The 14,619-nt window shown below is 38.0% G+C and carries 10 protein-coding genes; 3 read left to right on the forward strand and 7 right to left on the reverse strand.

Features of this window, described 5'->3' with window-relative positions:
• Nucleotides 1–15 precede the first annotated feature (15 nt).
• The 7 genes from GQS55_RS06095 to GQS55_RS19965 form a co-directional block, all read right to left on the reverse strand.
• Nucleotides 16–3,252 (reverse strand): efflux RND transporter permease subunit, encoded by a 3,237-nt coding sequence (locus GQS55_RS06095; RefSeq protein WP_159818913.1) that lies wholly within the window; start codon nucleotides 3,250–3,252, stop codon nucleotides 16–18.
• 14 nt (nucleotides 3,253–3,266) lie between these two features.
• The gene (locus GQS55_RS06100; protein ID WP_236559776.1) at nucleotides 3,267–4,415 is read right to left on the reverse strand and encodes an efflux RND transporter periplasmic adaptor subunit; all 1,149 of its coding nucleotides are present in this window, start codon (nucleotides 4,413–4,415) and stop codon (nucleotides 3,267–3,269) included.
• Complete coding sequence (locus GQS55_RS20155; RefSeq protein ID WP_268892431.1) at nucleotides 4,402–4,536, reverse strand: hypothetical protein; 135 nt, start codon at nucleotides 4,534–4,536, stop codon at nucleotides 4,402–4,404. The genes GQS55_RS06100 and GQS55_RS20155 overlap by 14 nt, the downstream gene beginning before the upstream one ends.
• A 51-nt stretch (nucleotides 4,537–4,587) precedes the next feature.
• Nucleotides 4,588–4,938 carry a hypothetical protein gene (locus GQS55_RS06105; RefSeq protein WP_159818917.1) on the reverse strand — a complete coding sequence of 117 codons (351 nt, stop codon included), beginning with the start codon at nucleotides 4,936–4,938 and terminating at the stop codon, nucleotides 4,588–4,590.
• A 93-nt stretch (nucleotides 4,939–5,031) separates the two neighbouring features.
• Nucleotides 5,032–6,960, reverse strand: a complete 1,929-nt coding sequence (locus GQS55_RS06110; protein ID WP_159818919.1) for a metallophosphoesterase — start codon at nucleotides 6,958–6,960, stop codon at nucleotides 5,032–5,034.
• A gap of 104 nt (nucleotides 6,961–7,064) precedes the next feature.
• Nucleotides 7,065–9,038 carry a TonB-dependent receptor gene (locus tag GQS55_RS06115; RefSeq protein ID WP_236559777.1) on the reverse strand — a complete coding sequence of 658 codons (1,974 nt, stop codon included), beginning with the start codon at nucleotides 9,036–9,038 and terminating at the stop codon, nucleotides 7,065–7,067.
• Complete coding sequence (locus tag GQS55_RS19965) at nucleotides 9,001–9,831, reverse strand: TonB-dependent receptor plug domain-containing protein (protein WP_236559778.1); 831 nt, start codon at nucleotides 9,829–9,831, stop codon at nucleotides 9,001–9,003. Before GQS55_RS19965 ends, GQS55_RS06115 begins: the two co-directional genes overlap by 38 nt.
• Before the next feature lie 250 nt (nucleotides 9,832–10,081).
• Here GQS55_RS19965 and GQS55_RS06120 point away from each other — a divergent pair, with 250 nt between their 5' ends.
• The 3 genes from GQS55_RS06120 (at nucleotide 10,082) to GQS55_RS06130 (ending at nucleotide 14,526) form a co-directional block, all read left to right on the forward strand.
• The gene (locus tag GQS55_RS06120; RefSeq protein WP_159818921.1) at nucleotides 10,082–10,621 is read left to right on the forward strand and encodes an RNA polymerase sigma factor; all 540 of its coding nucleotides are present in this window, start codon (nucleotides 10,082–10,084) and stop codon (nucleotides 10,619–10,621) included.
• A 97-nt stretch (nucleotides 10,622–10,718) separates the two neighbouring features.
• Nucleotides 10,719–11,585 (forward strand): FecR family protein, encoded by an 867-nt coding sequence (locus GQS55_RS06125; RefSeq protein ID WP_159818923.1) that lies wholly within the window; start codon nucleotides 10,719–10,721, stop codon nucleotides 11,583–11,585.
• Between the two features lie 52 nt (nucleotides 11,586–11,637).
• Nucleotides 11,638–14,526, forward strand: a complete 2,889-nt coding sequence (locus tag GQS55_RS06130) for a TonB-dependent receptor (protein ID WP_159818925.1) — start codon at nucleotides 11,638–11,640, stop codon at nucleotides 14,524–14,526.
• Nucleotides 14,527–14,619: the final 93 nt, after the last annotated feature.

Consider the following 14,619-nt stretch of genomic DNA (forward strand, 5'->3'; position numbering starts at 1 on the left):
TTTGCTGCTAACGATTTAATAACTTAACTCTTTAATTTTTCTTTTTGAAAACCAAGGATATAACACGGGTAATACAAAGAGGGTTAATAACGTTGCAGTGATTAAGCCACCGACAATAACGCTGGCTAAAGGTCTTTGAATTTCTGCGCCAACACCATTAGATATTAACATAGGAATTAAGCCTAACGCAGAGGTAATTGCTGTCATCAGAACTGGTCTCAACCTTGATGTAGCACCGTCAAATATCGCTTTATTGCTTGCTAAGCCATCTTTTATACGCTGATTAATACTCTCAACCATCACTACGCCATTTAACACTGCTACGCCAAAGAGTGTGATAAAGCCAACCGAACTTGGCACTGACAAATATTGTCCCGATATGTAAAGTGAGAAAACTCCGCCAATTACAGCTAACGGTACATTAACGAGTATCAACATTGCTTGTCCAACTGAACCAAAAGCAAAATAAAGCAGTAAGGCAATTAAGGCTAAAGAAATAGGGACGACAATAGCCAACCTTTTTTGGGCACGTTGCTGGTTTTCAAACTGTCCCCCGATAACAATTGAATATCCGGCGGGTAATGTAACGTTTTCTGCAATTGCAGCTCTAATATCAGCGACCACGCTTCCCATATCACGACCTTGCACATTTGCCTGAATAACCACTCGGCGCTGTACATCATCGCGTCTAATTTGAGGAGGGCCAGACTGATAAGTGACTGTGGCTACATCTCCTAAACGTACCCAAGCACCCGTGGGTGATTGAAGTCTAATATCAGCAATAGTGTCTATATTTTTGCGGTATTGTTCTTCAATGCGCACATAAATATCATACCGTTCATTGCCGTTGATTATTTGTCCAGCCTCAACTCCGCCAATACCATCTTGAACTACATCCATAATGTCTCCTACTGACAGGCCAAAACGTGATAGCTCTAGCCTGTTAGGATCAATAACTAACTGTGCTTCACCTTCAATTTGCTCTAGTGCCACATCGCGTGCACCATTAATTGTTTTGATTACCGCTTCAAGCTCTTGGCCTTTACTGGCCAAAACATCTAGCTCAGGTCCAAACAGTTTGATTGCTAACTGTGCTTTTACACCCGATAAAAGCTCATCAACACGTGTTGCTATAGGTTGAGAAAAATTTAATAAAAGTCCAGGATGAACAGCTAAAGACTCTTCCATTAGCCGTTGTAATTCAAATCTATTAGAGGCACTTCTCCATTGTGATACTGGTTTTAAGCCGATATAAATTTCAATGTTATTTACTGGCTCAGGATCGCCGCCGATCTCTGCGCGACCAATGCGGCTTAATGCATAAGTTACTTCAGGAAATTCCATAAGCTTTTGTTCAAGTATCGGTGCTACCGCTAAGACTGTTTCCAAACTCGATGATGGCGCTAAGGTAGCCCTTAAATTAATGGTGCCTTCTTCTAGCTCGGGTACAAATTCAGTTCCTATTTGAGGGATAAGAGCAAAGGCCGAGATAACAAATATAAGAGAAGTAACAATCACTAATTTAGTACTGTTCAGTGCGATTTTCAGCCCTTTTTTATACCATTTATCTAGCGGTTTCAGTACAAAGCTTTCTCGTTTTTTTAGGCCTTTTTTAAACATGAAAGTGGCTAAAGCAGGTACAACTAATAAGGCCACCATAATTGCCGATATTACCGCTAAAATTATACTAATCGCCATCGGTTGAAATAACTTTGCCTCAACGCCTTCAAAGCTAAATAAAGGCATGAAAACAACAATAATAATAGACGCTGCAAAAAATATGGGTCGAGCAACTTCTTTACCTGCCTGTTTCAATCGTCGATCTATGCTGTGATTATTGCTTTTAGCAGGGTAGGGGCTTTCATCTAAATCAGGAACCCGTGATGCTGTTTTTTGTGCATAAGTTGAGGTATTTGTATGTATTGATTTACTTTCATTAATTATTTCTGTCTTGTTAAGGTGATTAAACATGTTTTCAACCATGACCACAGAGCCATCAACCAACATACCAATGGCGACAGCAATGCCACCTAAAGACATTAAATTTGCAGAAACTTCCCACCAAGCCATCACCATTAAAGCAATACAAATTGAAATAGGGATAGAAATAAGTACCAGGAATGTTGCTCTGAAATTCATTAAAAACAAAAAAATTACAATAGCAATGAAGATAAATGCCAGTGATAAAGCTTCAACAACCGTGTTAATGGCTTTTTCTATTAAGTCGGCTTGATCATAAAATGCTTCAAACCTTACCCCTTTTGGCAATGCTTGATTAATAAGATCAATGCGAGCGTTGATGCCATCAATTGTTGCCTTTGTATTCGCGCCCATTCGCTTTAATACAATACCTGAGACTACTTCACCTAATGGTTCAATATTCCCATTTTCATCCCGTTGAGTCATCGTTGCAGCACCTTGGCGAATCTCACTGCCTAACTCAACTTTTGCAACGTCAGCTACCGTAATAACAGTACCTTCAACACTTTTCACTGGGACTTGTTTAATACTTTCTATGCCGGCTTTACCACTTTTAAACCAACCTGTGCCTCTAACGACTAATTGCTCTTGACCTCTATTCATATACCAACCGCCAACGTTGGCATTATTGCGCTCTAAAGCCTCAACAACATCGTCTTGAGATATTTGATAAGAAAGCAGTTTTGAGGGATCTACATTAACCTGATATTGTTTTACCTTCCCACCAAATGACAGCACATCCGTTACGCCATCTACCGGCATAATGAGTAGCTTCACTATCCAATCGTTTAAGCTTCTCAACGACATTGAATCATAGTCAGAATCTTTGTCGGCAATAAGTAAGTATTGATAAACTTGCCCTAAACCCGAGGTGTTAGGTCCCATATCAGGTGTACCAACGCCATTAGGTATTAGTTCTTTGGCTGCTTGCAGTCGTTCAAAAACGAGCTGCCTAGCAAAATAAATATCGGTACCTTCTTTAAAAACAACAGTTACACCAGATAATCCCGTTTTAGATATTGAACGTACTTGCTCAACATCAGGTAAAGCATACATAACTGCTTCAATAGGGTAGGTAATTAACTGTTCAACTTCTTCTGCAGCCAAACCTGGTGCTTCAGTATTTACGGCTACTTGTACATTAGTAACATCAGGAAAGGCATCTAAATTAAGGTTAGGAATAACCATCACAGCACTAATTAACGTGACAATTAAAGCGATTAATACGAGTAGTCTGTTATTGATAGACCAATCAATCATTTTATTAAACATATTGATTACTACTCCTAATGGTTATGCGGATCAAATCCGCCTTTCGCTATTTCCGAAGCAACAAAAAATGCACCTTTGGTGACGACTTTACTACCACTGGCTAAACCAATAATTTCTCGAAAATCTCCAAATGATTGTCCTAATTCAATTTCTATTGCGTTGAATTCACCGGGGTGATCTTCAACAAAAACAATCCAGTCGCCATCAGCTCCGCGAATTAACGCATTTTCAGGTACCGCCATCACTTGGTTATCGCTTTCAAACTGAAAATTGACCTTAACAAACATGCCTGAATGTAAATTGTCATCAATATTAGCCACTGATAACCTGACGATCCGTGTTCTGGTGATTGGATCAATAGTGTGTGCTTCTTGGATCACCTTCGCTTTATAATTCTGTCCATCTAAGGTGACAATAGCAGGTGAATTTATTGATAAGTTTAACTTTTTACTTGGCGCCATTTTGGCCTCAACCCATAAGTCGTTTTCATCTGCTAACAGCATAATTTCATCACCAGCAGCAACCCGTTGTCCTTGCGCGAAATCATCGCTTAATACAATACCAGCGCGTTGGGCGGTTAGTGTATATTGCCCAAAGGAAGTGCTATTACCTTTTAAAATGCTTTGAGAAATATTTTTAATGGCTTCGTCGGTTAAACCAAACGCGAAAAGTCGACCATAAGCGGCACTAAATGTTGTTTCTGCACTGAGTAAGCGACTTTCACTAACCGTTTGTTTTCCTAATTTTTTAACGCGTTGCCATTCTGTTGAAGCAATAAGATAGTCAGCTTGCGCTTGAGCCATCGCCTCACTAAAAAGCGTCACCAAACTTTGACCTTTATTAACATGTTCACCTAAAATTGCATGTCTTTTAATGATAACTGACTCAGTTCTAGGTGATACCACATAGCTTTGATAACCATTTACTTTTATTTCACCAGGTGCATAAACAGTATTGAAATGTACTTTTGGCAATATTGGCTCAACAATAATATTAGCTATCAACATTTTCTCTGGTGATAGTGTGATACCTGTTTCATGTTCTGAATTGCTTTCTGCGTCGTTTATTGCATGGTTTTCTGAGGAGTAAGCCGTGTTCGTTAATCCCACAGAAAAGAGGGCAAGCGAAAAAACCGCTATTTTTGTTCTATTAAATTTGTTCATTATCTTCATCCACAGCACTATTTAAACAAATATCATCGTTGGCCTTTTCAACCAATTGAAATGATAGAGCAGCAAAACTCACACACAGAAAAAAGCCTGCATGCATGTTAAATATGCGCATATAATATTTATTACTTTACATTAAAAATTTAGCCGAGGGCGGCCCTAAAAATTAAGTCAAATAAGTAATGGGGGGACGAATAGTTGTTTCTATAAATGTAGAAAGGGATTTAACAAGAAAAGATGATATTTCAATAGCGTTGTTCGTAACAATTTTAACTGAGTTCTTAACCGTCATCCATACTGAATGTGAGGCGCTACAATGGCCGCAGTGATGACAGTCTTTAATATCGTGTCCTGCATCGTCTGTTTCTTCAGAGGCATTATCGTTAGTGTGAACATGAACAGATTGAAGGTGCTCAATGTCTACTTGATGATTTTCAATAGACGCAGCACTAGAAGCGAAGGATTGCAGAACAATCGACACTAATAATAAAATGCTTAATAACAACCTATTGTTCAAAACGTATCTCAATGAAATATTATTTTCAACTGCAGTCTGTCAAGCTATTAACGCAAAGTCAAAAGTTAATTTACTTTCATATTGCGTATAAATTCAATGATTTTCAATGGCGATATTGTTAATGGCGCAATGTTGTATAGGAGCTTGTGATGACATATCAATCACTAAACAACTATCGGGTCGTGCATTACTGAATTTTTCGTAAATGACAAAAGCACGTGCTAAAGCATCTGTAACTTGGCAAAGATTGTTTAAGGTTGAGTTTGCTAGGTCTTTTGATCTACAAGAATTATTTCTTTTAAGCAAAGTACCCATTGTTGTATATATTTGCTGAGTTTCTTCTGAAATGTCGGCAAAGGCTAGAGAGCCGGCATTACGCACTAAATAAAAGTCTGAAATAAAATCTAATACCGTTGCCTTTTTTAACTCATGTATTTGTTTGCTACATAGTTGTTTTGTCATTAGTTTTTTTATGAGAGTTAGACTTGATAAGCAGGGGGGACTTTCTGCTATAAAATGATCAACGTGATTAGTTAACATTAAGGTATCAAATAATGATCGGTTAAGTACGTCATCACGAAAGCTTTTTGGCCATTCACGGGGGATAAATCGCCATTTTGCCAATGCTTGTAAGTGCATTTTTGTGTAATTTTGGTAATTATTAGCGCTTAACATATTTTTATTCCAAGCATTTTCAGGATCATGTTTTAACAGGTATGCATGTTCTTTTTGATAGGCGCTAAATAGCGTATTAAAGTGCTTAACATTATCAATAGTCACCGTGCTTACGGTTGCTAAGTTGTTTTCTATGTTCACTAATTTGTATGCTGGTCTATATGCTGCAATTGACGGCGCTTGAATATTAAAGAGTGTGTTGTTTTTACTTTTTATTATAGACGTGTCATTCATGTGCATATGCCCGCCAATATGTAGCCTTAAGCCTGTTTCTGCGAGTAATTTTCGGGTGTCATTTGTAGGCTCACGTTTTAGTTGAAAAGCGGTGTTACCAAACAATGCTTGTATTGACGCTGTTTGACCATCATAAAACTCACCCATTGGGAAATGACTAAAGGCGATTAATGTCTTACCCTGTGTTTTTGCACGTTGTACTACGTCTGTTATCCAAGCAAGAAGAAAAGGTTTTTCGGTGAGTACTTTGTTATAGCCGGCATTACCAGAGCCTTGAAAAGCTAATGCGCCATTTTTTACTTGAGGAATATAGACGTTTGCATCAATAGCTAATAACCAAAGGCCTGCAATGGGTTCAATTAAGTAGCTGGTATCAGGTACTTTTATGCAGTTGCTTTTATCGTTTTCAGCGCATTGCACGTAACTACGTTCAGCTAATGAGGCGCCTGTTGAGAAAGGTGTTTCCCATAATATTTCATTACCGCTAGGCATCAATCCAAAAGAAGCCATAATCTCAACTACTTCTTTGTAGCCTGCATGCGCAATTTTGTCACTGCATATTATTTTTTTATTGTCGGGAGTTATCTGTCTATTATGAGGACTTTTTTTGGTGCAATGAGGGTGATCTGTTGAGTAAATAGCTAATTCTTGACCTTGTTCATTTAAAAAGTCAGGTTTACCTCCCGCAGTTTTAAAAGGTTTTACCGGGTCATGATTGCCCGGAATGGCAAAAAAACGCATCCCATAGATTTTTGTATATTTATCAAGAATTTTTTTTAAACCCTGCAGGTGCACAGGTTGACCGTCATCGGTAAAATCACCTGGCAGTGCAACTAACTTTACCCCTTTATCTGCAATATCATTAAGTGTGGTGATTAAAGCAAAATAATTCTCGTTAAATAAACGGGTAGAATGAATTTGCGACCTCATGCTGCGAATACTAACGGGGGGCATATCTTTCGTTATTTGAATTCCGCTAAACCCTTGTTGAGAAAAGTCGCCGTAAATATCATGGAAATGAATGTCTGGTACAAACGCAATTTGGGTTTTACTGCTAGGATGCGCATGTATTGTTAGGCTTGTTAAGCAAATGATGAACAGTAATACTTTCATATTTATTTCCTATTAAGGGGAGCGAAACCTATTAATAAGTTAACTTTATTATTTCGAATCATTAAAGAAAAAGGGGATCTAAATGATCCCCTTTTTTAGGTTATTTAAAAAATTGCACGTAAACCTAATGATATTCGTCTACCCGAAAACTCATACATTGTCGGGAAGGCAGGAGCAATAGTGTAGCCTTGCGTAGCTTCGTCTGTAATATTAATTCCTTCTAATGTTACTTTAACGGTGTCGTTAATATTATAGCCAAGCGAAATATCGGTTTGGCCATAAGCATCCCGATAAACTGGGTATATATCACGTTCTATATATTCAACATATTTATCTTTGTAGTTGTAAGAAATTCTAGCGTCGAAATTATAATTTTCATAATAGAAAGTTACATTGTAAGTTTCATCGGCTAGACCTTCTGCAGGGGTAGAAATACCTAAGTCTGATGATCCTGTTAATGAATTATCTAAAGAAGTGTAGTTAGCATTAACACCAAACCCTTCTAATGCACTATGAAAACGTCCAAATGGAATTTGCGCGACTAATTCAATACCACTGACATCGTAGGAGCCTTCGGCATTAACCTTTTGATAAACATCAAAATCATATACGCCATCAATAGTACCGTTATCATTGTATTTAGTAACACCTGTGACAACGCCGGTTAATGATTCACGCACTACGCCTTGTATCTCTTTTTCAAAGTAAGATATGGCTAATAAACCGCCTTCTTCTAAATACCATTCTAGGCCCATTTCCCATTGGTCGGCATAGGTTGGTTGTAGATCTGGGTTACCGTCGCGATACTTGAATTCACTCAAACTTACGGTACGTTTGTAGGCAATGTCTGTTAAGGCGGGGCGAATAAGGGTTTCCGATGCCGCAGCACGTAAAACTAAGTTATCACTAAGATCAAGCGAGAAGTTTATGCTTGGTAGTATGTCCGTGTAGTTACCGTTTTTTGATACCGGGGCAGATGTGTAACTCGTCGAGCCATCACTACCTTGTACTTGATGGTAACCAGACGAAGTCACATCAGTATCAATATAACGAACACCGGCGTTTAAGGTTGCCGGCATTTCGCCAATATGAAAAGAAAAATCAGCCATTGCATAGATAGCGGCGGTTTTTTCTTGTACTTGATAAAATTGATCCGGTTCAAAGTCAACGGTAAAGCCTTCATATCTTAATTCATTGCGGGCGTAGCTATTTGACACTTGGCTCCAATCTACTTTTGATGCAACTTCTGGTAAGTATTCACCACCGGATACTAGATCTGAAATACTTGTTAGTTCACTGTCAGCTAATGTTCGTGTCCCTACCCATGAAGAATCACCTTCGGTTGGACCTGTTACACGGTTAGTGCCGTAGTTACGCTCTTTTGATTTGTCGGTATAGCGAGCACCAAATTGAATACTTGATAGTGCCGGTAAATAGGTTAAGTTTAATTGACGTGAAAAATCTAGTTGAGCAGCATATTTGTCATCTGAAATATCTTCGATATTTACTTCATTATAATCAAATAAATAAGCTTCAGGGGTATTATACATATCAAAACTTTCGGCATTATCACTAGAAATAGTCTCAGCACCTGTACTTGTATAACGAGAGCGTGTCGCACGATAGGCTGTGTGTTTCAAATTGGTTTTTTCTGATGACTTTTGAGCGCCGCTATAACCAATTAAACCATAAATATCCCACTGCCCAACTAACGAATCCATTGTCAGACTATATTGTTGGTAGTCAGTATCGTTGCTATTTTCTTTACTTAAAAGCTCATGTTGCGTTGCCGCGTAATCAGCATCGGTTATAACTGTAATCCCGTATTCTGACAGCGTTGTATTGTCATAAGCATGTATTTTTTCAAGCGAACTAATACTTGATGCTGTGTAGGCTGCTGCATCGTATTCGTCTTCATGGTCGTCAAAATTTCCAACTAAGCCATCGAATGTTAAGCCAAAGTTACTATTGGGTTTATATTGCAAAGATAAGGTAGCACCCCATTTTTCTTGTTCAGTTAAATAAGCGCGATCACCCACTTTATTTAAAAAAGACAACTCGGCTAGTCTCGTCATCATCAAAGCGATCGTTAATTATTATGCCTGTATCGCGTTCTAATACTGCTGCTGTTTGGTCTGCTTGAAATTGCGATGAGCCTTTTTTTTCTAACCAACGAGAAATAGGGCGAAAGTCTATACCTGAGTTACTGTCTGAACGGTTGGTACGTTCTGAGTAGGCGAAAGATGCTAATGCGCCCCAATCGCCAAAGGTATCGCTGGCTAACAATGCTAGCTTAGGATCGGTTTCTTCTGATATTTCGTTATAAGCACCTTCTATTGATGCCACAAGCTTACGCTCATTGTAATCAAAAGGTCTTGCTGTATTAATAGCAACAGAGCCTGCAATACCGCCTTCTTCATCTGCAGCGGTAGGTGATTTTTTCACGGTAACACTTTGAATTATTTCTGAAGCAAAAATATCAAACTCTACATCACGACCGCCACTACCCGATGCCGTTGCTAGATTATTAATAGACACAAAAGTGAAATCGCTAGGTAAGCTGCGAACATTAACTTTTTGGCCTAAACCTTTGTTACGTTCAATTGTTACTCCCGGCATTCTTTGTAATGCCTCGGCTAAGTTTTGTTCTGGGAAGTCTGCGATATCAGATGCGACAATCGAATCAGAAAAACCGATATTTTCGCGTTTTAAATCAATTGCTTTTTTTAAGCTTTTTGAATAGCTAGCGGTAACAACAACTTCTTCCATAGCGTGTTCATTTGAATCACTTTCTTGTGCGTGAACTTGGCTTATAAACAAAGCACTTAAAGCAAGTGCTAATGGCGACAGTTGAAACATTCGGTTAGACATTACGTTATTCCTATTTGTTAGTATTTATTAAGATTTAATAGTTATTTCTCCACTAAAGACGCAACATGAAATGAAAAGGGGACGTATATATTTGATGAAACTTTTATGTCAGTTTTACTACAGATATTTCATAAAACTGTCATCAAATCATCACAATAAACCTGTATTTTCTAAGCGAATATTAGCGCCATTTTTAATGCTCAATGATTAATGATTTGACGCTGTAAATAACTATACAAAAAAGAGAATCATGCCCCTCACTAAAATGTCATCACCGATTATTAGTAAACATACTCAGCAACATGGACCATTAGTTAGGTGCTTTATAGCGAACCAAAATTCGCTTCAGGAATTTTTTCGTCGATCGGTAGATGATCATGCTGATGCTGATGATTTATTTCAAAAGCTTTTGTTAAAAGCATTAAAAATAGAAAATACGGATCATATAGATAACTTACTTGCGTATGGTTTTCGCATGGCGAAACATTTAGTTATTGATCATCATCGTGATCAAAAGAAAATGCCTGAAAGTCTTGAACATGATCCCGAAAGTGAGGCGTTATCACTTGAAAGCTTACTCGAACATGAACAGCGTATGCGGCTATATCAGCAAGTGTTAACGCAAATGTCACCATTGCGTCGTGACGTTTTTATTCGTCGTCGGTTACATGGTGAAAGTCGGCAGTTAATCGCAAAAAGTTTGGGTTTATCTGAAGAAGCGGTCAAAAAGCATATATCGCGTGCTATGGATATGTTGAAAAACGCTATATCAACATTAATTAATAATTGATTGTCCCCTTAGCAGGGATTAAACCGTCATTCATATTAATAATGAAACATAATTAGTTATAAAAATAAATTTTAGTTAAAAAAAATTGAGACATTTAATGGTATCGGCACCTAAAAAAAACGCTAACAATGAGCAATTAACGCAGCAGATTTGGCATGATCCTGCGCTTATTGAAGCCTTGAAAAAAGTAGATAAAGAAACTGAGTCGCATGTCTTGGTAAAAGCGCCTCGAAAACTTAAATTTTGGACGTGGGGTGGTGCTTTAGCCGCGAGCGTTATTTTTTCTTTTGTAAGCCTTAATTTTATCAAATCAGACGTTACGACTTCTGCTCCAGCTAGTGTAGCGGCGCAGTATTATAGTGGTAATGATGCTGAAAATGTAGTTTTGTCTGATGAGTCTAAAGTCGCTTTAAATAAAAATTCAACGTTAAAATTTAGTGAAAATAGTCAATCAAGAACTGCACTATTAAGTAAAGGGGAAGCTTATTTTTCAATAAAAAGAGATATTGAAAGACCCTTTACACTGGAAGTAGGTAACGCGACTATACGTGTGCTTGGTACTGCGTTTAATGTGAATAATATCTTAGGTGAAACAAATATTGATGTCTTTCATGGGAAAGTTTCCGTAAAGACTATTGACGATAAACAGCAGATTGAACTGATAAAAGGACAACGAGCACGGGTTTATAACAATAATATCATTGTTTCTACCTTTACAGCCAAGCAACCTGATTGGCAACTTGGTTGGCTTAACTTTGACGATGTGTCTATTAGCAATGCTGTTTATCAGCTTAATCGTTATGCTCAAAGACCCGTTGTTCTTAGTAAGGTTGATGCCAATTTACGGGTCAGTGGACGTTTTAAAACGAATGATGTGCTTGGTGCGGTAACCCTTATTGCGCAATTAAATAAGCTTTCAATCAATACTTTTGATGACAGCATTATATTGTCTTCTACTGATTAATATATTTGCACTATTCCTAAGCTATTTTGATCACGGTTAACGAGGCTAATAAATGTTGAAACGTTTTTTATATGTAGCCTTAAGTACCATGTTATGTGGCTTGTCTTTTTATGTTAATGCGGCACGCGTTAGCTTAATTGATCAGCTCAGCAACTATTCTGAAAAGTTTTCAATCGCAATTATATATGACAGATCATTACTTGCAGGGCTAGAGGTAGCAACAGGTAGTGCTCAAAATGATGAAATTAACCGTAGTGACTTTAATAAACAGTTAACGTATTGGCTAACGCCGTATCAGCTTAACTGGAAGCAAACACCATCAGGTATTCTAATTTATAGCGTTAATAATCCCGCTAAGCACCCCATTGAAAAATCAGTAAATCAATTAGAAGAAGTCACGGTTATTGGCCAAATGCCGACGGGATCGTTATCTGAGCGATATCATGATAAATATCAACAGGCCGTTGATTATGCGCAATTAATAAAAAGTAATTATGCAGGTGAAACCGACATAATATTAGGCGCTATGCTTACCCAATTACCTGCTGAGAATTTGGCTGAAGCATTACAAGCGGTTCCTGGGTTAAGTATTACTCGCGACCGTGGTGAGGCGCTTAATATTAATGCTATGGGGTTAGGCGCAGAATATCAATTAACGCTGTTTAATGGTCGCCGTCTTGCAAATACTGAAAATGTTCGCAATTCAAACCAATATGGTAAAGCGCATCGATTTGATATTTTTAGTGCTGGGTTATTTTCAAATATTGCAGTTTCTAAAACGGCAGATCCTCGGTTACCGAGTGGTGCCATAGGCGCTACCGTCAATTTATTTAGCGATGCTCCTTTGGACTATCAAAAAAATAACGCAGACGTTAAGTTAACCGTTGCTGCGTTAGAGGGAGAGCGTGACCTTCAACCTAGCTTTGGAATAACAGCAAATACTAAGCTTGCTGATGATACCATCGGTTTAATTGTGAAGATGAATTATGAAAATCGCTTACAACGTCAATTTCAATTTGAATCTTGGCATTGGGGTGAAAATGGCGGCGCATCGAATGTTTATCAGTGGCCTGATATTGATGATCACATTTTAGTGCCAACAGATGGCTTGGCACTCACCATTGAAAATGAAGATCGTATCAGAACGACGATTTATAGTGCTTTAGCATGGCAACCAAGCAAGCAATTAACGATTAATACCTTGTGGTTTCGCTCTGAAACGGATTTTGCTTTCGATGAATATCGATTATCAATAAATCCATTAAGTCAGTCTGCCCAAGCAAATATTATTCATAATAAAAATAGCTTAGATCAGTTTCTATTTTCAAATGTTACGGGCAAATCTAGCCGTGAAGAGTCAACACTTTATTATGCGAATAAAACCTTTCAAACAGACATAAAATGGCAACCTCATCAAGGCTTAATAGTGACGCCATTCTATAGCCGTAGCGAAGCTAATAGTTTTACTAAAGAGCCTATTTCTCGTGTACATGTTGGGCTCTCGCCGATGGACGCACTTGTTGAATTACAAAACGATTCGGTTGATACGTTTACCTTTGATCGTAATTTAACACTGGTAAGTAGTTATTCTACTATTAATCAAATGAGTAAACGTAACATTAATGTATTGAATAAAGTCGATGAATGGGGCATTGATAGTCAATGGGATTCAACTGGGGATTCTATTTGGGGTGAAGGATTGAAAACATTAAGTTTTGGGTTTTTACATTCAACCCAAGCCTATAATTATACACGCCGTGATGTAAGCTTATCGACTTCTGCTTTAGCGGCATTACCTAAATTAGATGGACGATGGCTAGAATCTATTCCTGATCTTTTTTCCGCTGACTTTATGAGTTCACAAACCCAAGATTGGCTGATTCCAAAAAGTGATTTATTTCAATTGTACGATATAAGCCTACCTTTTGAAGGTGTTACCGATAATGACTTACTCAATAGCTATAAAGTCACTTACGTTTCAAAAGAGGGGGATCTTCAATCACAGTGGCAATTAGGCCATTGGTCACTTTATACAGGGCTTCGCTATAGTGATACGCAAAGTCAAATCGCGGGGACGCAATTAAATGTAGCTAGCGAAGCGATATTGCCACTTAACAATAGTCTGAATTTTGTAACCTGGTTACCGTCATTAAATATTCTTTGGCAACCGTCTTTACATTGGCAGTGGCGGGCGGGATATAGCCGTTCTTATAATCGTCCGAATTACTCGGATTTAAACCCTAAAGTGCATGTTAATTCGGGGGGGTTACCTTATGCGGAGCTGGGTAATCCCGCTTTACAACCGGTTGTTGCAAATACGAGTACACTTTCTGTTAGCTGGTTACAAACATCGTTAAATGCTCAATTATTGGGCTTTAATCATAATCTAGATAATTTGATTGTAGAGCAAAAAAAATCTTTTAATTACCAAAATATTGAATACAGCTCATTACAAAGAACAAATGACGGTTTTGGTAATATTAATGGTTTACAGGCAAGTGTTCACTGGTTACTGCCATTGCGTAGCGCTTGGTTTTCTGAAACGAGTTTAGGTGCTAATGTTACGCGTATTATCAACGCCAATTTTACCACACCAGATGCAAACAATTTTCGAATTGAAGGTGTTTCAGATTTTACCGCTAACCTTCGTTTTGTCATCAATAATGATAACTGGCAAGCAGGGCTTAATGTTAATCATCGGAGTGAGTTTCTTACCAGTAGAGATGTGACAAACAATGCTGATAGCTATATTGAAGCTTATACCAATACGGATTTAAGCTTCAGTTGGCTGTATTCAGATAATATGCGTTTACGGTTAGATGTCTTTAATGTAACCAATGAACCCCTTTTTCGTACAGCTAAAACAGATACCGCCGCTTCATTAATGAAAGCGGAAGAATTTGGCCGTCGTTTTGTTGTTGGTTTATCATTAACGTTATGAGGCTTTTTTAATTGGCATTTGCTTAATTGGCATTTGCTTAATTGACGTTTGCCTTTACTCTTAACATATATAATTTACGTATTACTCTATTTT

It is taken from the genome of Colwellia sp. 20A7 (assembly GCF_009832865.1).
Taxonomy (GTDB): Bacteria; Pseudomonadota; Gammaproteobacteria; order Enterobacterales; family Alteromonadaceae; genus Colwellia.